This window comes from Nonomuraea sp. ZG12, assembly GCF_052068115.1.
Taxonomy (GTDB): Bacteria; Actinomycetota; Actinomycetes; order Streptosporangiales; family Streptosporangiaceae; genus Nonomuraea.
The window spans coordinates 711,954-730,142 of sequence record NZ_JBQHCW010000002.1 but is presented as its reverse complement, the minus strand read 5'-3'; the positions used below and the strand labels follow the sequence as shown (position 1 = coordinate 730,142).

At 71.3% G+C, this 18,189-nt stretch carries 18 protein-coding genes; 7 read left to right on the top strand and 11 right to left on the bottom strand.

From position 1 onward, the window contains the following. Positions 1-172 precede the first annotated feature (172 nt). Both rpsT and ACTMTF_RS10445 read right to left on the bottom strand, forming a co-directional pair. Positions 173-442 (bottom strand): 30S ribosomal protein S20, encoded by a 270-nt coding sequence (gene rpsT / locus ACTMTF_RS10450; RefSeq protein ID WP_397009369.1) that lies wholly within the window; start codon positions 440-442, stop codon positions 173-175. Between the two features lie 131 nt (positions 443-573). Then, positions 574-1,566, bottom strand: a complete 993-nt coding sequence (locus tag ACTMTF_RS10445; RefSeq protein ID WP_441110412.1) for a hypothetical protein — start codon at positions 1,564-1,566, stop codon at positions 574-576. Positions 1,567-1,622: 56 nt separating this feature from the next. On the opposite strand from ACTMTF_RS10445, the gene lepA reads away from it, so the two are divergent. After that, entirely contained in the window at positions 1,623-3,452 is a 1,830-nt protein-coding gene (lepA, locus tag ACTMTF_RS10440; protein ID WP_441110411.1) for a translation elongation factor 4, read from the top strand. A 23-nt stretch (positions 3,453-3,475) separates the two neighbouring features. Here the strand turns inward: lepA and ACTMTF_RS10435 are convergent, their stop codons facing one another. Continuing rightward, positions 3,476-4,975 (bottom strand): DUF6297 family protein, encoded by a 1,500-nt coding sequence (locus ACTMTF_RS10435; RefSeq protein WP_441110410.1) that lies wholly within the window; start codon positions 4,973-4,975, stop codon positions 3,476-3,478. Between the two features lie 64 nt (positions 4,976-5,039). Beyond that, on the bottom strand, positions 5,040-5,669 hold the full coding sequence (locus ACTMTF_RS10430; protein WP_441110409.1) for an ABC transporter ATP-binding protein: 630 nt from the start codon (positions 5,667-5,669) through the stop codon (positions 5,040-5,042). Between the two features lie 190 nt (positions 5,670-5,859). Between ACTMTF_RS10430 and ACTMTF_RS10425 the strand changes: the two genes are divergently transcribed. Next, complete coding sequence (locus ACTMTF_RS10425; RefSeq protein WP_397009379.1) at positions 5,860-6,171, top strand: hypothetical protein; 312 nt, start codon at positions 5,860-5,862, stop codon at positions 6,169-6,171. 75 nt (positions 6,172-6,246) lie between these two features. Here ACTMTF_RS10425 and ACTMTF_RS10420 read toward each other — a convergent pair whose 3' ends face one another. Beyond that, positions 6,247-7,503 carry a glycoside hydrolase family 18 protein gene (locus tag ACTMTF_RS10420; protein WP_441110408.1) on the bottom strand — a complete coding sequence of 419 codons (1,257 nt, stop codon included), beginning with the start codon at positions 7,501-7,503 and terminating at the stop codon, positions 6,247-6,249. Between the two features lie 109 nt (positions 7,504-7,612). Here ACTMTF_RS10420 and hemW point away from each other — a divergent pair, with 109 nt between their 5' ends. Next, positions 7,613-8,833: a radical SAM family heme chaperone HemW gene (gene hemW, locus ACTMTF_RS10415; protein ID WP_441110407.1), complete on the top strand. Its 1,221-nt coding sequence runs from the start codon at positions 7,613-7,615 to the stop codon at positions 8,831-8,833. Here hemW and ACTMTF_RS10410 read toward each other — a convergent pair. From ACTMTF_RS10410 to ACTMTF_RS10400, 3 genes are read right to left on the bottom strand one after another with little or no spacing between them, the layout of a single operon-like run. Then, positions 8,826-9,656, bottom strand: coding sequence for a DUF4870 domain-containing protein (locus tag ACTMTF_RS10410; RefSeq protein ID WP_441110406.1), 831 nt, complete (start codon positions 9,654-9,656; stop codon positions 8,826-8,828). The genes hemW and ACTMTF_RS10410 overlap by 8 nt on opposite strands. Next, entirely contained in the window at positions 9,653-10,462 is an 810-nt protein-coding gene (locus ACTMTF_RS10405) for a DUF3097 domain-containing protein (RefSeq protein ID WP_441110405.1), read from the bottom strand. Before ACTMTF_RS10405 ends, ACTMTF_RS10410 begins: the two co-directional genes overlap by 4 nt. An 18-nt stretch (positions 10,463-10,480) precedes the next feature. Next, the gene (locus ACTMTF_RS10400) at positions 10,481-11,341 is read right to left on the bottom strand and encodes a hypothetical protein (protein ID WP_441110404.1); all 861 of its coding nucleotides are present in this window, start codon (positions 11,339-11,341) and stop codon (positions 10,481-10,483) included. A 154-nt stretch (positions 11,342-11,495) separates the two neighbouring features. Between ACTMTF_RS10400 and hrcA the strand changes: the two genes are divergently transcribed. Next, positions 11,496-12,515: a heat-inducible transcriptional repressor HrcA gene (hrcA, locus tag ACTMTF_RS10395; RefSeq protein ID WP_397009391.1), complete on the top strand. Its 1,020-nt coding sequence runs from the start codon at positions 11,496-11,498 to the stop codon at positions 12,513-12,515. 11 nt (positions 12,516-12,526) lie between these two features. After that, positions 12,527-13,666: a molecular chaperone DnaJ gene (gene dnaJ / locus ACTMTF_RS10390; protein WP_397009393.1), complete on the top strand. Its 1,140-nt coding sequence runs from the start codon at positions 12,527-12,529 to the stop codon at positions 13,664-13,666. Here the strand turns inward: dnaJ and ACTMTF_RS10385 are convergent. After that, the gene (locus ACTMTF_RS10385; RefSeq protein WP_441110403.1) at positions 13,653-15,533 is read right to left on the bottom strand and encodes a sensor histidine kinase; all 1,881 of its coding nucleotides are present in this window, start codon (positions 15,531-15,533) and stop codon (positions 13,653-13,655) included. The two genes, dnaJ and ACTMTF_RS10385, sit on opposite strands and share 14 nt — an antisense overlap. Positions 15,534-15,641: 108 nt before the next feature. On the opposite strand from ACTMTF_RS10385, the gene ACTMTF_RS10380 reads away from it, so the two are divergent. After that, positions 15,642-16,367 carry a 16S rRNA (uracil(1498)-N(3))-methyltransferase gene (locus ACTMTF_RS10380; protein ID WP_441110402.1) on the top strand — a complete coding sequence of 242 codons (726 nt, stop codon included), beginning with the start codon at positions 15,642-15,644 and terminating at the stop codon, positions 16,365-16,367. 9 nt (positions 16,368-16,376) lie between these two features. On the opposite strand, the gene ACTMTF_RS10375 is transcribed toward ACTMTF_RS10380, so the two are convergent. Then, positions 16,377-17,033: a hypothetical protein gene (locus ACTMTF_RS10375; RefSeq protein ID WP_441110401.1), complete on the bottom strand. Its 657-nt coding sequence runs from the start codon at positions 17,031-17,033 to the stop codon at positions 16,377-16,379. Next, positions 17,030-17,542, bottom strand: coding sequence for a SigE family RNA polymerase sigma factor (locus ACTMTF_RS10370; protein WP_189145064.1), 513 nt, complete (start codon positions 17,540-17,542; stop codon positions 17,030-17,032). Before ACTMTF_RS10370 ends, ACTMTF_RS10375 begins: the two co-directional genes overlap by 4 nt. A 271-nt stretch (positions 17,543-17,813) precedes the next feature. On the opposite strand from ACTMTF_RS10370, the gene ACTMTF_RS10365 reads away from it, so the two are divergent. Then, positions 17,814-18,158, top strand: a complete 345-nt coding sequence (locus ACTMTF_RS10365) for a histidine triad nucleotide-binding protein (RefSeq protein ID WP_441110400.1) — start codon at positions 17,814-17,816, stop codon at positions 18,156-18,158. The last annotated feature ends 31 nt before the right edge of the window (positions 18,159-18,189 follow it).

Here is an 18,189-nt window from a genome sequence, read left to right as displayed (position 1 = left end):
CTCGAACCATCGGGGAGGGAAGCCGGAGAGGGCAAGGAGATCGTTTCAACGGAGACGCAGCCGATACGCTGCGGCGATGCGCACGTGATATCGAAATCGTGACAAAGTAACCAAGTCCAGACAGCAGAAAACGCCGCACCCGGATGGGGGTGCGGCGCTCCGGTGAGCAGACCTACTTGGCGGAGAGCGCCGCGGCCTGCTTGGCGATCGCCGACTTGCGGTTGGCGGCCTGGTTCTTGTGGATGACGCCCTTGCTGGCTGCCTTGTCGAGCTCGCGGGACGCGGCGCGCTGCAGCGTCGCGGCCTGCTCAAGGTCGCCCTGCTCGGCAGCCTCGCGGAACTTGCGGACAGCGGTCTTCAGCGAAGACTTGACATGCTTGTTGCGCAGACGGGCCTTTTCGTTCTGCCTGTTGCGCTTGATCTGGGACTTGATGTTCGCCACGAAGAAGCCTCGGTGAAAGTCTGGGTGATGGATGGGCGCGCGGGCTCGATGAGAGGGCGCGCCACACGCAAGTGAACAGAGTATCAATAACCCGGGAGGCTGCTCAAATCAACGCCCAGGGTTGTGGCCTTTCAGGATAGCCACTCGGCGGAGTACTCCTGCCAGTCCTGCTCGGTCGCGGCGAAATCCACGTAGAGCGCCAGGCCGAACCGCTCGCGCCTGCCGTGGTCCGACAGGGCCAGTTTGGCGCCCTGGGCCGCCAGGGCGACGCTCTCGGCCGCGTCGCTCCAGGGGACGCCGTGGTCGTGGTAGGCCGGGGCGCCGATGACGACGCTCTTGACCTCCGGGGCCAGGTCGAGGGCGAGCGCCGCCTGCCGTACGACGTGGCCGCCGTAGAGGCTCTGCAGGGGCATGCCGGAGTCGTAGGACATGACGGCCACCTGGTCGACGCGGTCGACGACCTGCTTGAAGTAGCCCTGGGACCAGTACTTGTCGTGGTCGATCGCGGCTCTGGCGGCCACGCGCATCAGAGGGTACGGCTCGATCTGCGGGGTCGAGGTGGACAGCAGGCTCGTGTGCTGCCTGGTCAGGTCGAGCAGGTCGAGGAAGTCGGTGTCGCCGTCGCTCAGGGGCTCGAAGTTGTAGTGGATGCCGTCGTAGCCGGTCTTCATGATGGCGGCGACGCCGTTCAGGATGTTCTGGCGGGCCTTCGGGTCGGTCATGTCGAGTCGTCCGTGGTCCACCTTCTGGCCGAGCCAGGCGGAGACGCGGGTGCCGGGAAGCTCTTTCTTCACCCATTTGACGAAATTTCCGGCGTTGGGGTATTTGGCTGGATCTAAGCGGCCATCCATCGTGAACGGGCCGGAGTGGACGTACAGGTCCTTGATGCCTGAGGGGCGGAGGCGGGCCGCCAGGCGCGCCACGTCCTGCTCGGTGCGGCGGCCGTCGACCCACATGTGACCCAGCCACAGGGCGTCATTGCCGGTGCTCTTCGCCCAGCCCTCTGGCGCGCCGGTAAACTGAAGGCGGAACGCGCCGGCGATGACGACGACCAGCGCGACCAGGACGGCCAAGGCAAGCGCGAGGACGCGCAGGCCACGGCGGATGACGGTTCGGGCAATCACCCGGGCATGTCACCATGAAAGACTGCTCGACCTCAACCCTGTCGAAATGGACTTCGGTGCGCACTCAGCCTGGCCAGACCGACCCCGCGTTGATCCGCAACTTCTGCATCATCGCGCACATCGACCACGGCAAGTCGACCCTTGCCGACCGGATGCTGCAGATCACCGGTGTGGTGGACGACCGCTCCATGCGCGCTCAGTATCTCGACAGGATGGACATCGAGCGCGAGCGCGGCATCACGATCAAGTCGCAGGCCGTGCGGCTGCCCTGGGACGGGCACGTGCTCAACATGATCGACACCCCCGGCCACGTCGACTTCACCTACGAGGTGTCCCGGTCGCTGCAGGCGTGCGAGGGCGCGATCCTGCTGGTCGACGCCGCCCAGGGCATCGAGGCGCAGACGCTGGCCAACCTCTACCTGGCGATGAACAACGACCTGCACATCATCCCGGTGCTCAACAAGATCGACCTGCCCGCGGCGCAGCCGGAGAAGTTCGCCGAGGAGCTGGCCGGCCTGATCGGCTGTGACCCGTCCGACGTGCTGCGGGTGTCGGGCAAGACCGGCGTGGGCGTGCGCGAGCTGCTCGACCACGTGGTCCAGACGGTCCCGCCGCCCATCGGCGACGCCGAGGCGCCCGCCCGCGCGCTGATCTTCGACTCCGTCTACGACACCTACCGGGGCGTCGTGACCTACCTGCGGGTGATCGACGGCCACCTGGGCAAGCGCGAGCGCATCCTCATGATGTCCACCAAGGCCGCGCACGAGACGCTGGAGATCGGCGTCATCTCGCCCGAGCCCAAGCCGTCCGACCTGGGGCTGGGCGTCGGCGAGGTCGGCTATCTCATCAGCGGCGTCAAGGACGTCCGGCAGTCGCGGGTCGGCGACACCGTGACCACGGTCGTCAAGCCCGCCGAGGAGATGCTGGCCGGCTACGACCATCCCCGCCCGATGGTGTTCTCCGGCCTGTACCCGATCGACGGCGACCAGTATCCCGAGCTGCGCGAGGCGCTCGACAAGCTCCAGCTCAACGACGCCTCCCTCGTCTACGAGCCGGAGACCTCGGCCGCGCTCGGGTTCGGCTTCCGTGTCGGCTTCCTGGGCCTGCTGCACATGGAGATCATCCGTGAGCGGCTGGAGCGGGAGTTCGACCTGACGCTGATCTCCACCGCGCCCAACGTCGTCTACCGGGTGGTCATGGAGGACGGCAGCGAGCTGACCGTCACCAACCCGTCGGAGTTCCCCACCGGCGGCAAGATCGCACAGGTCTTCGAGCCGATCACCAAGTCGACGATCCTGGCCCCGGCCGAGTTCATCGGCGTGATCATGGAGATCTGCCAGGGCAGGCGCGGCCAGCTCCTCGGCATGGACTACCTGTCGGAGGACCGCGTCGAGATCCGCTACACGCTGCCGCTCGGCGAGATCATCTTCGACTTCTTCGACCAGCTCAAGTCCCGCACCCGAGGCTACGCCTCGCTGGACTACGAGCCCGCCGGCGAGCAGGAGTCCGAGCTGGTCAAGGTGGACATCCTGCTGCAGGGCGAGGCGGTCGACGCCTTCAGCGCCATCGTGCACAAGGACAAGGCCTACGCCTACGGCGTCGACATGGCCAAGAAGCTGCGCGAGCTGATCCCCAGGCAGCAGTTCGAGGTGCCGATCCAGGCCGCGATCGGAGCCCGCGTCATCGCCCGCGAGAACATCCGCGCCATCCGCAAGGACGTCCTGGCCAAGTGCTACGGCGGCGACATCTCCCGCAAGCGCAAGCTGCTGGAGAAGCAGAAGGAAGGCAAGAAGCGGATGAAGATGGTCGGCCGCGTCGAGGTGCCCCAGGAGGCCTTCGTCGCCGCCCTGTCGACCGACGGCGGCGCCGACAAGGCCAAGAAGTAATTCCTTCCCGGCGCCGGGGGCGCCTACCGGGGCCGGGCCGGGCGGGCGCGCAGCACGTACGTGACGAGCACCGCGGCGCCTGTCACCGCCTGCGCGGCCAGCAGGGCGGCGAGGCCGGCGGGCGGCGCCGTCAGGGCCACGAAGGCGGGTAGACAGCCGACCAGCGCCAGATCGACCCCGGTGAGCGCCCAGAGCACCGGTCCGGTCGGGATCGCGCCGCCCGGAGTGTCGATGACGGGCATCGCATGGTCGACCGGCGCCCTCCTGGCCATCCGCAGGGCCGCCGCCGCCAGCGCGGGGGCGGCCACCGGCCCGAACAGCCACAGCGCGCCCACGCCTGCGGGCTGGACCGACCCTGCGGCCGCCAGCGCCGTCGCGATCCAGAGGCCGCTGAGCAGCGCGGGCAGCAGGGCCCGCGCCAGCACGGCCTGACGGGTCCCCACGGCGAGCAGCCGGGCCAGCGTCGGATTGTCCTGGTCCCTGCGCGTGCCGGACACGCCGGTGGCGGCCACCGCCAGCCCTCCAGCCAGTACGGTCACCCCCACCAGGGCGCTGCCACCGCCCGCCTGCGCGAGCACGGCGGGCAGCGCGGCGCAGGCGGCCACCACCGCCAGCCGTCCCGGACGGCGCGCGAGCCGGACCCAGTCCAGCCACGCCATGGCGAGCGGCGCGGGCATAGACGGCCAGCGGGCCGAGCGCAGCTTGCGGCCCCGCCAGTGGTTGTCCTCGGCGATCCAGGCCAGCGCGCCGGGATCCAGCACCACCGCCGCCGTCGCCACATGCCCGGCCCTCGTGGAGGCGGCCAGCAGGGACCTGGCGGGAATCCGGCCGAGCATCGTCCACGCACGCCGTACCAGAAGAGCGGCGAACAGCGCTGCGCCCGACGCGGCGGCGGCCACCGCCGTCAACGGCGCGCCCGCGACGGCGGCGAGCGGCGCGCGCACCGGCCCGAACGCCGCGACCACGGCCACGACCAGGAGCACCACCAGCGCCACCGACAGCCACGCGTGCCACGTCTGGGACGCCTGGCCGAGCACGGCCAGCGCCATCCCTCCCGCGCTCGCGGAGACGCCCAGCACCAGCGCGCCGACGAGCCGCCACCCGAGCTGGTCGGGCGCGCCCAGCACGGCCAGCAGGCCCAGCCCCAGCAGGCCGCCTCCCACCAGCGCGACCAGCGCCAGGACCCGCGCCGAGCGACCCAGCACACCCCGCCGATCCAGCGGCGTCAGCACCAGCCACGCCGCGTCGGCCGCGGGGAGCGTGACCGGCCCCAGGGCCCGCGCCGCGGCCAGGCCCACCGCCAGCGACAGCGCCAGCAGCGCCACCCCCGCTCCCATCCGGGCGAGATCCGCCTGCCCGGCGAGCCCCTCGACCGCCCCCGAGACGGGCCGGCCCAGCACCGCCGCCAGCAGCGCCAGCATGAACCCGGAGGTGTAGCGGTCGCTCAGGCTGGGGGAGACACGCCGCCGCGACCGGACGAACGCCCGCACCTCGCGCACGGAGACGAGAGGGTGAGCGCTCATATGGCCTTCCTCGTGGTGTGGGGGTGTCGACTCGCGGTGTTCGGTGTCATGCGCGTGCGTGCCGTCATGCGGTCAGCCGGCCGCCGGTAGGGGCGACCTGGCGGGCGCGCGCGGCGAGTGCGGGGTCGTGGGTGGCCATGACGACGGTGCCGCCCCCGGCGGTGTACTCCTCCAGCAGTACGGCCAGCCGCTCGCGGAAGGCGGCGTCCAGGCCGCGTTCCGGCTCGTCCAGCAGCAGGAGCTCGCTGGGCCGCAGCAGCGCGGTGGCGAGGAGCAGGCGCTGGCGCTGGCCCGTGGACAGGTTCAGCGGCGGCGCGTCGGCGCGCACGGCCAGGTCGAACAGCTCCAGCGCGGCGTCCACGGTCAGGCGCGGTCCGGCGTGCACCGTGTGCGTCAGCTCCAGATGCTCGCGGGCGGTGAGGCCCGGATACCAGGCCGGCTCCTCACTCACCAGCGTCGCCCGCCGCCAGAAGGCCGGCTCGTCGACCGGCGGCGCGCCGAAGACCTCCACCGTGCCGCCGGTGGCGGGCAGGAGCCCGGCCAGGCAGCGGAGGAGGGTCGACTTGCCCGATCCGTTGGGGCCGACCACGGCGACCAGCTCTGCGGGGGCGACGGTCAGGTCCAGGTCGCGCAGCACCGGGTTGCCGCCGAGCTCCACGGAGAGACCTCTGACAGAGATGGTCATGTCGTGCATGTCCCGAGCCTAGCCACCTCACCGAGGCGGCAGGGGCCGCTGTCCGTCGGGCCACTTCGTCGGGGCGGCAGTGGTCGCTATCCGTCGGGCCACTTCGTCGGGGCGGTCGGGATCGCCGTCGGCGCCGGGGATTCTGTCGGTGGCGGCGGCTAGCTTTTGAACCCGAACACCTGTGCGACTGGAGGGTGACATGATTGCTGCTGAGCGATTCGAGCGTGCCGCTGTTCTGGGGGTCGCCGTGGCGGAGGAGGCGCGGCGGTTGATCCGGCTGCATCTGATGCCCGCCGAGGTGGGGGCGGACGGGAAGGTCGTGGTGGACGTCCCGATGCCCGACGCCGCCGTGGTGACGGCCCTGCTCGACGTGGCGGCTGACTGTTTCGGCGAGCGGGGAGGATCGGTCGAGGAGGCGCGCCAGGCGGCCCTGGAGACACTCTTACAACTCGCCGACTTCGACACCGACTCCCAGCTCAACGCCTCCCCGCTGAACGCCACGCCCCCGTAGGGGCTGGGCCTCGCGCGGACACTGGCGCGTGCGCGTCCGCGCGAGGGGCGACGGGTCCTCAGCGGGAGTGCCGGCTCATCTCAGGACCGCGTGGAGGGCCGAGGTCAGGGAGGCTCGGGAGTCGTCCTGGTCGATGGACCACATCATCGCGCCGCCCAGGCCCTTGAGCCGGATGTACGCCGCCTTCTGCAGCAGCACCGCCGGGTCGTCGTAGGACCAGAACTCGTTGCCGTCGTACAACCACATCGTGCCGGTGCGCAGGTCGCGGTGGCGCTTGCCGGGCTTGGTCACCAGGTCCTTGTAGTCCTCGACGCCCGCTGCCCACTTGCCGGGGGCGGGTCCGGTCGCCGGCCGGTACAAACCGTTGCCGCCGGCCGTGACGCCGGTCCAGCCCTGCCCGTACGCGGGGACGCCGATGACGAGCTTGCGGGCCGGGGCGCCGCGCTCACGATAGTCGCGGACGGTCTGGTCGACGCTGTAGCGGACCTCGTTGGGGTCGCGGCGGTCGGTGAACAGGTTGCCGTTGTGCCCGGTCCGGGTCTCCCAGCTGCCGCGCAGGTCGTACCCCTGGATGGTGGCGAAGTCGAGCTGCCTGAAGACGCGCCGCACCTCGAAACCGGAGTCGATCTTGGCAGCGGCGGCGGGGAGGAAGGCGGTGAGCTGCGCCTCGGCGGAGAACGCCGCGAGCTGGGCGCGGAGTTCCTCGACGAAGAGGGTGAAGTTGCGCTTGTCCTCGGGCCGGATGATGTTGCCTTCGGCGCCGGCCGACCCCGGCCACTCCCAGTCCAGGTCGATGCCGTCGAACACGCCCGCGCCCGCGCCCGGTTCGAGGCCGGGGAGGTTGCCGCGCAGCCACAGGTCGACGCAGGACCGGGCGAGTTCGGCGCGGGACTCGGCGGTGAGCACGGCGTCGGAGAAGTACTTCGAGCCGGTCCAACCGCCGAGCGAGATGAGGGCCTTGAGCCCGGGGTGCTTGGCCTTGAGCTTGCGCAGCTGGTTGAGGTTGCCGTTGAGCGCCTGGCCGGGCTCGTCGGCCACGCCGTCCACGCTCTGCTCGGCCGGGACGGGCCGCTGCCAGTCGGCCCAGGGGTCGGCCGAGTAGCAGGCGCCTTCGGGGTTGACGAAGCCGAAGGCGTAGTTGATGTGGGTGAGCTTGGCGGCGGCGCCGCTGGTGTCCATGTCCTTGACGTGGTAGTTACGGGCGTACACACCCCACTGGATGAAGTAGGCGACCCGTTTGAAGCGGTCGTGCGTGCTCGTATCCGCCTGGGCGGGCAGCGGGACCGCCGTGAGGCCGAGTAACAGGGAGAGGGCGATGAGGATCTTCTTCACGGGGGGCGCCTCCCGGGGAGCGTGAACTTATAGGAAACTTTCCTATAAGTTGTCCGGATCGTAGGGCCACGGGTTCGGGCAGTCAATGGCAGCGGGCACACTGGTAGACGTGCCCTCCACGTTGCCTGACGGCGATCCCGCGCCCGCCTCCGGCGAGCTGCCCGACAGTGCCCTGCTCGGGCTCGGTGAGCGGCCGTTCGGCTTCTATGTGCACGTCCCGTTCTGCGTGACCCGCTGCGGCTACTGCGACTTCAACACCTACACCGCCACCGAGCTCGGCCCCGGCGCCTCCCAGCGCGACTACGCCGACACCGCCATCGAGGAGGTACGCCTCGCGCGGCGGGTCCTCGGTGACGTGGACCTTCCGGTCGAGACGGTGTTCTTCGGCGGCGGCACGCCGACACTGCTGCCGGCCGAGGACCTGTCCCGGATCCTGGCGGCCATCGACGCCGAGTTCGGGCTGAAGCCCGGCGCGGAGGTGACCACGGAGGCCAACCCCGAGTCCGTCGACCAGCGCTACCTGGAGCGACTCCGCGAAGGCGGCTTCAACCGGGTCAGCTTCGGCATGCAGAGCGCCCGCGAGCACGTGCTGAAGGTGCTCGACCGCCAGCACACGCCCGGCCGGGCCGCCCAGGCCGTGCTGGAGGCGCGCAAGGCCGGATTCGAGCACGTCAATCTCGACCTGATCTACAGCACACCGGGGGAGTCCGACGACGACTGGCGCGCCTCGCTGGCCGCCGCCGTCGCTGCCGAGCCCGACCACGTCTCGGCCTACTCACTCATCGTCGAGGAGGGCACCCGGCTGTCGGCCAGGATCCGCCGGGGCGAGCTGCCGATGCCCGACGACGACGTCGCCGCCGACCGCTACCTCATCGCCGACACGATGCTGGCCGAGGCCGGGTTCCGCTGGTACGAAGTGTCCAACTGGGCCACCTCGGACGAGGCGCGCTGCCGCCACAACCTGCTCTACTGGACCGGCGGCGACTGGTGGGCCGTCGGCCCCGGCGCGCACAGCCACGTCGGCGGCACCCGCTGGTGGAACGTCAAACACCCCGCCCCGTACGCTCAGCGCCTGGCCGAGGGCGTCTCACCCGCCCACGCGCGCGAGGAGCTGACCGGCGAGGACCGCGACACCGAGCGGCTGATGCTGGAGCTCAGGCTCGACACCGGCTACCCGCTCGCCGACGTCGCGCCCGCCGCCCGTCCGCGCGTCGCCTCGGCCCTGGCCGACGGGCTGCTGGAGGTCGAGGCGTTCAAGGCCGGCCGGATGGTGCTCACCCTGCGCGGACGGCTCCTGGCCGACGCCCTGGTGCGCGACCTGCTCAGCTGATCAGGCGGATGCAGATGGGATAGCGGTAGTTCTCGCCCCGGTTGGCGGAGATGGCGGCCTGGATCTGGAAGATCAGCGCCACGATCCAGACGACCGGGAGCAGCACGATGCCGATGACCACGATCGTCAGGATGCCGGTGATCATGTAGGCGGCGAACGCGGTGATCTGGAAGTTGAGCGCCTCGGCGGCCTGGTCCCTGACATAGGGGGACTCGTCCTTCTTGACCAGGTAGAGGATCAGCGGGCCGACCCACGAGACCAGCAGGCCGAGCAGGTGGGCCATCATGGCCATCGAGTTGTCGTCGGTGCCGGGGCGGGGACCGTACCGTCCGGGCACGTACGGCTCCTGACGGCCGTGCGGCGCCGCGTAGCCGTACGGCGGCGGCTGCTGTCCAGGCGGCGGCTGACCGTAGCCGTACGGCGGCTGCTGACCGTACGGAGGCTGCTGGCCATAGCCGTACGGCGGCGGCTCGTAACCGGGCGGGGGCTGCCGGCCGTAGCCGGGCGGGGGTTGCTGTCCGTAGGACGGCGGCGGCTCGTGGCCGGGAGGCGGAAGCGGCTGACCGTAACCGCCGGACGGGGAGCCCGAGTCGGGCTGAGAGCCGTACTGCGGGCCGGAATGCGGGTGAAACTGTGGCCCGGACTCTGGTCCCGGTCGAGGCCCGGACTGAGGGCCTCGCGCCTGCGGCCCGGACCCCGTGCCGGGGTCGGGGGTCGGTTGGGGGCCCGAGTCGGGCTGAGGGGGCTGGGCGCCGGGGACGGCGGAGGCGGTGATGCGGCGCGTCGCGTCGTCGTCCGGCGGGGGCTGCGGATCGTGGCTCATGGTGTCTCCGTAACGAAGTCGATCAGTTCCTCGACCCGGCCGAGCAGCTCGGGCTCCAGATCGGCGAAGCTTGAGACGGAGCCCAGGATGCGCCGCCACGCGTCGGCCGGCTCCACGCGCCAGCCCAGCGCGGCGATCACGCCTTCCTTCCAGGGGACCCCGCGCGGCACGTCCGGCCAGGCCGGGATGCCGACCGAGGACGGCTTGACCGCCTGCCAGATGTCGATGTACGGGTGGCCGACCACGAGCACGTCCGGGGAGGTCACCCGGGCGGCGATGCGGCTCTCCTTGGAGCCGGGCACCAGGTGGTCGACCAGCACGCCGAGCCGCCGGCCCGGCTCGGGCGCGAACTCCTCGACGATCTCCGGCAGGTCGTCCACGCCTTCGAGGTACTCGACCACGACGCCCTCCACCCGGAGGTCGTGGCCCCAGATCTTCTCCACCAGGGCGGCGTCGTGCACCCCTTCGACGTAGATGCGGCTCTGCCGGGCCACCCTGGCCCGCAGCCCCTCCACGGCGATCGAGCCGGAGGCGCTGCGCCTCGGGGCGCTGTCGGGCACCGCCTGTGGCCGTACCAGCGTCACGACCTTGCCCTCCAGCAGGAACGCGGCGGGGTCGAGCGGGAACAGCCGGCGCTTGCCGAAACGGTCCTCCAGCGTGACCGCCTCCTTGTCGCAGGCGACCACCGCGCCGCAGAAGCCGCTGTCGGCGTCCTCCACGACCAGATCGCGCTCGGCCGGCACCTTCGGGATCTTGCCCCGGCCCGGACGCCGCCAGTTTCCCGCTAGAACATCACCCTCGTACACACGGGGGACCGTAGCAAATCACGCGCTGACCGCAAGGCGCTTACGCTGGCTGCTGCGGCGCATCAGGACCACGATCGTCACGATGATCGCGGCCAGGATGCCTACTCCGGGGATGGCCACCAGCAGGACCACTCCGCCCAGGACGCCGCCCACGGCGCTGGACATGTCCCGGCCGACGCCGAACCGCGCGCTCGCGCCCTCCGTGACGGTGCAGGTGACCTGGTAGTCACCCGCGGAGGGTGCGTCGATCCGCAGGATCTGCTGCCACTTCGTGCCGTTCACCGTGAGGGTCTGGACGCCGGAGACGGGCAGGAGCTTCGCCCTGTTGGCGATCTGGCACTCGTAGCGCACCCGCGTGCGGCTGGTGAGGTAGAGCACTGGGCTCTGGGCCGGGTCGAGGGCGACGGTGACCCGCTCGCCGGCGGCGAACGTCCTGGTCGGCGCGACGTTGTCGACGCTGCTGAGCAAACCGCTGACGAAGAGGATGACGCCCGCGGCGATGCACAGGGCGGCGACGCCCCAGGAGACGCCGATCCACCGCAGTTGCGGCCTGAGGGTCTTCGGATCCACGCCCGGCCCGGACCCGGGTTGGTACTGCTGACCGAACTGCGGCTGCTTGCCGTACTGGGCGAAGGGCGGCTGCTGGCCGTACTGCGGGGGCGGGGCTTGTGGGTACTGCGGCGGCTGGGCCCGTGGGTCGAAGGGCTGCCCCTGCGGGGGCCGGCCCTGCTGGTCGAAGGGAGGCGCCTGGCCGTACTGCTGCTGGACATACTGCTGCGGCGGGCCGTACGGGGGTGGTTGTCCCTGTGGCGTCTCCCCCGGGGAATGCCCGGGCTCTGACGGGGGACCATATGACTGAGGGTGTGAATTGTCCGTCATGTTGCAAGTGTGACCCGTGTGGTCGATGTTGCGCCAGCAGCCTGGGGCCCACGGCGTTATCGCACCTTGTGAGTGAGAGCCGTACACTTGGCACTCGGGAACACAGAGTGCTAGACCTGTCGTTTCCCGGAAGGCAGCGGTAGGAGGTGCTCACGTGCTCGACGATCGTAAACTCGCGGTGCTCCGCGCCATTGTCGAAGACTACGTGTCGACCAACGAACCGGTGGGCTCCAAAGCGCTGGCGGAGCGCCACAACCTGAAGGTCTCCCCGGCGACGGTCAGGAACGACATGGCCGCGCTGGAGGAGGAGGGCTACATCACCCAGCCGCACACCAGCGCCGGCCGGGTGCCGACGGACAAGGGATACCGCCTGTTCGTCGACAGGCTCTCGCAGATCAAGCCGTTGTCCGGAGCCGAGCGCAGGGCCATCGAGACCTTCCTGGCCGGCGCGGTGGACCTGGACGACGTGGTGACCCGCACGGTGCGGCTGCTCGCGCAGCTCACCAGGCAGGTCGCGGTGGTGCAGTATCCGACGCTCACCCGCTCCACGGTGCGGCACGTCGAGCTGGTCCAGCTCGCCGAGCGGCGCGTCATGCTCGTTCTGATCACCAACACCGGCCGCGTCGAGCAGCGCGTGATCGAGCTGCCCGAAGTGGTGGAGGACACCCGCATCGCGCACCTGCGCGCGGTGCTCAACAGTTGCCTGGACGGCTGCGGGCTGGGCAATGTGCCCGACCTGGTGGCCGACCTGCCCGAGCGGCTGCCGGCCGAGGATCGGCCCGTCGTGGCCACGATCCTGTCGGTCCTGCTCGAAACGCTCGTCGAACGCCACGACGAGAAGATCGTCTTCGCCGGCGCGGCCAACCTCGCGGGGGCCGGCTTCAGCGTCGGGCTGCGCGACGTGCTCGAGGCGCTGGAGGAGCAGGTCGTGCTCATGCGGCTGCTCGGCGAGACGTCCACAGACACACCGTCCGCTCTCACCGTGCGCATCGGATCAGAGAACGCCTACACCGGACTAGTGGGCACGTCCATCGTCGCCACGGGATACGGTTCAGGCGACAACCAACTGGCTCGGCTCGGCGTGCTGGGCCCCACGAGGATGGACTACCCCGTGACGATGGGCGCCGTGCGCGCGGTGGCACGCTACGTCAGCCAGATCCTGGCTGCATCTTAAGAGGTCGATAAGTGGCAAACAGCGACTACTACGCCACCCTCGGGGTGCGCCGTGACGCCAGTCAGGACGAGATCAAGAAGGCTTACCGCCGGCTGGCTCGCGAGCTGCACCCTGACGTGAATCCCGATCCCGCCACCCAGGAGCGGTTCAAGGAGATCACGCAAGCCTACGAGGTGCTGTCGGATCCGAGCAAGCGCCAGATGTACGACCTGGGCGGCGACCCGTTCGGCGGCGCGGGTGCGGCGGCCGGGGCCGGCGGTTTCGGCGCGGGGTTCCCGTTCAGCGACATCATGGACGCCTTCTTCGGCAACGCGGCCGGCGCGCGCGGTCCGCGCTCGCGCGCGCGCAGGGGCCGCAACGCGACCATCCGGGTCGAGCTCGACCTGCGCGAGACCGCGTTCGGCACCACCCGCGAGCTGGTCGTCGACACCGCCGTGCTGTGCGAGGTGTGCCAGGGCGCGGGCGCGTCCCCGGGCACCCACCCCGACACCTGTGACATGTGCAACGGGCGCGGCGAGATCAGCCAGGTCACCCGGTCGTTCCTGGGCCAGGTCATGACCTCGCGGCCGTGCCCGCAGTGCGGCGGTTTCGGGAGCATCATCCGCAACCCGTGCCAGGAGTGCTCCGGCGACGGCCGGGTGCGCACCCGCCGCACGATCAAGGTGCGCATCCCCGCGGGCGTCGAGGACGGCACCCACATCCAGCTCGCCGGCGAGGGCGAGGTCGGCCCCGGCGGCGGCCCGCCCGGAGACCTGTTCCTGGAGATCGTCGAGCGCCCGCACGAGATCTACGAGCGGCGCGGCGACGACCTTCACTGCACCGTCCAGATCCCGATGACGGCCGCCGCACTCGGCACCATCCTCACCGTCGAGACCCTCGACGGCGCCGAGGAGATCGACGTCCGGCCAGGCACCCAGTCGGGTCAGGTCATCACCATGTACGGGCGCGGCGTGCAGCGGCTCAACGAGACGGGCCGCGGCGACCTGCTCATCCACGTCAATGTCGAGACGCCGCACCGCCTCGACACCGCTCAGGAGGAGCTGCTGCGCGAGCTGGCCAAGCTGCGCGGCGAGGAGCGCCCGCCGGGCAAGTTCGCCCCGGGCCAGCAGGGCTTCTTCTCGCGGCTGCGCGACGCCTTCAACGGGCGCTGACGCCGCCGAGCAGCTCTGGCGGTTGCTCCGGTCGCGGTGGCGATGGCCGCACCGCCAGCAGCTCCTCGGGCAGCGCCACCCGCGCGGTGACGCCGCAGCGCAGCGACTCGTGCAGCCACACCCGGACGCCGAGCCGTTCGGCCAGCCTGCCCACCACGTGGTGGCCCAGGCAGCGGGTGGGGGGCACCAGGAAGCTCTCCGCGCCGCGCAGCCGGGCGTTGGCCGTGGCCAGCTCCTCGGCGGTCATGCCGATGCCGTGGTCGGTGATGGTGATCCGGCATTCGCCCTCGTCCGCGCGCGCCCACACCTCCACCTCCGAATCGGGCGGCGAGTAGGTCAGCGCGTTCTCCACCAGCTCGGCCAGCAGGTGGGCGACCTCGGCCACGACCGCGCCCCTGACCGGCGCGCCGTCCACGACGCGCAGCGTCACCCGGTGATGGTCCTCGACCTCGGTCAGGGCCAGGCGCAGCACGTCCGCCACCGGTACGGGCTCCGACGAGCGGCGCGCCCCCCGCTTGCCGGCCAGGACCAGCAGGCTCTCGGCGTTGCGGCGCATCCGGCTCGTCAGGCGGTCCAGCTCACAGAGCCTGGCCAGCGTGGCGGGGTCGGACTCGTTGTGCTGCAGCACGCTGATGAAGCTCAGCTGGCGGTGCGCCAGGTTGCGGTGGCGTACGCCGAGGTCCACCAGCGACTCGGTGGTGACGCGCCGCAGGGCCGTGTGCTCGGCCGCCAGTCGTACGGCGCTGCGGTGCAGGTCACCGAGCGCGCCGGCCACCTCCGCGAACTCGTCGGCGTGGCGGCCCGGCCCCGGCTCCTGGAGACGTGCCGCGAGGGCGTGGTCCGGGGTGTCGTCGCCGTGCTCCTGGGCGACCCGGGAGACCTGGTCGGCCAGCGTGTCGGCCAGCGCGCCGGCATGGTCCGAGAGCCGCCGCAGGGGACGCAGCACCGAACGCCAGGCGAGCACGCCCAGCACGGGCATGCCGAGCACGAGCAGCGCGCCCAGGGCACCCAGCATGACCAGGTGCCGGGTGGCCCGTTCCACGGCGGCCAGCGCCGGAGCGCGCACCTCTTCGGCCACCGACCGCTGCACGCTCCGCAGGGCGTCGTCGTAGCCGATGGTGGCGTGGTGCCAGGCGCGCGGGCTCGCCGACAGCGGCGCGCCGCCGGAGCCGTCGACGGCCTGCCTCTCCATGGCGGCGAGCCTGGGGGTGTGGCTCTGCTGGGCGCGGGCCAGAGCAGCCCGGCCCGCCGGGGTCGCCAGGCGCTCGAACCTGGCGAACGCGTCCGCCTTGACCGCCCGGACCTGGAGCAGGCCGAGATGCCCCGCCGAGGTGAACGACCCGGCCGTGAACGCCGCGGTCACGAGGGCGCGCTCCTGACTGGTCGCCTCCTTGGCCCTGCTGATGGCCTCCAGCGCCTGCATGCCCCCCGGCCGGGCGGCGAAGGTGGCGTCCAGGAGGGCCGAGATCGCGCCGGTGTAGGCGGTGAAGGCTTCCTGCGCCGTGGCGGAACGGGCCTTCCGGATGTCCGCGAGCGCCGTGCGCAGGCCCGGCGTCGCGGCGTCGAGCCGGGCCCTGGCCCGGTCCGTGGCACGGCGTTCGGCGTCCAGGTCGGCCGCGAACCGGTCGTCGCCGGCCAGCACGCCCAGCGCCAGGCCGCGCTCCCGCTGGAGTGCGTGGACCAGCTCCTGCGCGGCGAGCGCCCGGCCGACGTGACGGACGGTCCCGGTCGCGTCGGCCCTGGCGCTCAGCCGGTCCGCGGCGCCCGCCCCCAGGCCCGCGACCAGCAGGAGCGTCGAGACGGCCAGCGGCAGCGCGAGGCGCGCCCTGACGGGCGGCGGCCAGGGGAGCCGGCGGGAGACTGTCATCGCGCTGACCCCTCGTAAAGTGACTCAGGAAAGTGCGACTGCACGTGACACGATATTGCGCCACGTGTTCGCTCGACTGCATAACGTCAAGAATCTGGAGTGCCTGGGGTGACGGTTCCGGTGTTCCTCGCGGCCGATCTGAGCGGGTCCGAGCTGGTGCTCGACGGTCCTGAAGGGCGGCACGCCGCCGCGGTCCGGCGGCTGCGGGAGGGGGAGCGGATCGACCTGACCGACGGGGCCGGCGGGGTGGCCGAGTGCGTCGTGCGCGAGGTGCTCAAGGACGCGCTCAGACTGGACGTGCTCGCCCGGCACGAGGCGCCGGCGCCGAGCCCCCGGCTGGTGGTCGTGCAGGGCCTGCCGAAGGGCGACAGGGGCGAGCTGGCCGTCGAGATGATGACCGAGGCGGGCGTGGACGTGATCGTGCCCTGGGCGGCCTCGCGGAGCATCACCCAGTGGAAGGGCGACCGGGTCGCCAAGGCGCTGCACCGGTGGCGGTCGACGGCGCGCGAGGCGGGCAAGCAGGCGCGCCGGTTCCACCTGCCGGAGGTGACGGAGCCGGCCTCCACGGCGCGGGTCGAGGCGCTGCTGGCGGACGCGGCGCTGGGGCTGGTGCTGCACGAGGAGGCGGCCGAGCCGCTGTCCCGGGTGGCGCTGCCGGTGGAGGGCGACATCGTCGTGGTGGTGGGGCCCGAGGGCGGCGTCTCGGATCAGGAGCTGGCCGCGTTCCAGGCGGCGAAGGCGGTGCCGGTCCTGCTCGGGCCGACGGTGCTGCGCACCTCGACGGCGGGAGTGGCGGCGGCGGCGGTGCTGCTCGCCCGGACCGGCCGCTGGTGACGGGTCAGCTCAGCTGCCGGGCGTGCCGAGCAGCGGGCTGAGGATGTCCGTCGGCGTGGGGGCCGGGTCACCGGGAGGGCACTCCTCCATCGGGCACGGCGTGTCCGGCAAGGCCGTCTCGGACATCGTCGGGGTCGGGGACGGGGTGGGCGTCGGCGTGATCGTGGGGCAGTCCGACGGCAGCTCCGCCTGCTCCTCCACGGTCGACGGGCAGGGCGTCGGGGTGGGCGTGGGCGTCGGGGTGGGCGTCGACTTGCTGGTCGACCTGGCCGTCTCCGACGCGGGCTGCGGCGCCGGCGACGTGGCCGGGACGGAGACGATCCCGGGCGGCGGCACGTCCTCGCGGACGGTCGACTTGGGGGACGGCGGCCGGCTGGTCGAGGACTTGGCCGGCGGTGTGCTGCTGGAAGTGCTGCGCACCTCCTGGTAGGGCTGCTCGATCACGCGCTGGCGCAGCTCCGGGACCACCATCACGATGGTGCCCGCCACCAGCAACGCGCTGGCGGCGGCGGCGCCCGCACGCCACCAGAACAGGTTGCGCACTCCACGCCGCTCGATGCGGGCGCGGATGATCTCCAGTCCTTCCGGCGAGGGTACGACCGCGTCCGCCTCCGCGCGGAGCGCACGGCGAAGGATCTCGCCGTGCTCGTCGGGGGGCTGGGTCATGACATTTTCTCCAGGACGGATCGCAAGGCGGCCATGCCACGTGCGGTGTGGCTCTTGACCGCGCCCTTGCTGATGCCCATGGCGTGGGCGATCTCAGCCTCGGACAGATCACCGTAGTAACGAAGGACCAGTGCCTCTCTCTGACGTGTCGGCAGGGATCTCAGTGCCTCGATGACGGCGGAGCGTTCCAGCTCGCCGATCGCGCCGTTCTCGGCGCTGGGCGCATCGGGCAGTCCCTTGGGCGCGTACTTCTCCACGACCGCGCGGTGACGCAGCACCGAACGGGATCGGTTGACGACGGACTGACGCAGGTAGGCGAGTGCTTTGTCGGGGTCACGCAGTCTGCGCCAGGCGCCATGGATGGCGACGAACGCGTCCTGCACGACTTCCTCCGCGGTTGCCATGTCGCGCACCAGCAACACAGCGAGACGCACCAATGACCGAAAATGCGCACTGTAAAGCGCGGTCACGGCCATGTCGGCATCCCACCCGACCGGCACCGCCCCCATGGACCTGTCGGCCAGGAGGGTTTCGGTGGTCACATCAGTGGGACGCGCGGCCTTGCCTGAGGGTTTACGCTCTTCCGGTTCCTTAGGGGGCATGACCCAGTCGTGTCCTCGCCAGGTGGCCTCGCCCGACCCTGAATCGTGTTTTTTCCTTGAGTGTCGCACACACACCCTAACCGCGCCGATCTTCGGACGCCACGACGGAACGGATTACCGATTCGCAACGCTGATCAGGGGCACAGGGGAATCCGGAGCCTGTCGATAGGGTGACCGGATGACCGACTGCATCTTCTGCAAGATCGCGGCCAAGGAGATCCCGGCCGAGGTCGTCCTGGAGACCGACAGAGCGCTGGCGTTCCGCGACACCAACCCGCAGGCGCCCACCCATGTGCTGGTCATCCCGAAGGAGCATCACGCCGACGCGGCCGCTCTGGCGCAGGCCGACGCCGGGCTCGCCGACGAGGTGCTCAAGACCGCGCACGCGGTGGCCGTCGGCGATGACGTGGCGGGCGCCGGTTACCGGATCGTGTTCAACACCGGTCCCGCCGCCGGGCAGACCGTCTTCCACGTGCACGCCCACGTGCTGGGCGGGCGTGAGCTGACCTGGCCGCCCGGGTGACCTGGGCACGGTGATTTGGGCCCGGATATAT

Excerpts from the sequence above, each read along its gene's own strand:
- ACTMTF_RS10425 (WP_397009379.1), top strand. The coding sequence starts at position 5,860 with ATGATTGCTGCTGAGCGATTCGAGCGTGCCGCTGTTCTGGGGGTCGCC.
- ACTMTF_RS10435 (WP_441110410.1), bottom strand. The coding sequence starts at position 4,975 with ATGAGCGCTCACCCTCTCGTCTCCGTGCGCGAGGTGCGGGCGTTCGTC.
- ACTMTF_RS10385 (WP_441110403.1), bottom strand. The coding sequence starts at position 15,533 with ATGACAGTCTCCCGCCGGCTCCCCTGGCCGCCGCCCGTCAGGGCGCGC.
- ACTMTF_RS10375 (WP_441110401.1), bottom strand. The coding sequence starts at position 17,033 with ATGACCCAGCCCCCCGACGAGCACGGCGAGATCCTTCGCCGTGCGCTC.
- ACTMTF_RS10430 (WP_441110409.1), bottom strand. The coding sequence starts at position 5,669 with ATGCACGACATGACCATCTCTGTCAGAGGTCTCTCCGTGGAGCTCGGC.
- ACTMTF_RS10410 (WP_441110406.1), bottom strand. The coding sequence starts at position 9,656 with ATGAGCCACGATCCGCAGCCCCCGCCGGACGACGACGCGACGCGCCGC.
- ACTMTF_RS10400 (WP_441110404.1), bottom strand. The coding sequence starts at position 11,341 with ATGACGGACAATTCACACCCTCAGTCATATGGTCCCCCGTCAGAGCCC.
- ACTMTF_RS10370 (WP_189145064.1), bottom strand. The coding sequence starts at position 17,542 with ATGGGGGCGGTGCCGGTCGGGTGGGATGCCGACATGGCCGTGACCGCG.
- ACTMTF_RS10365 (WP_441110400.1), top strand. The coding sequence starts at position 17,814 with ATGACCGACTGCATCTTCTGCAAGATCGCGGCCAAGGAGATCCCGGCC.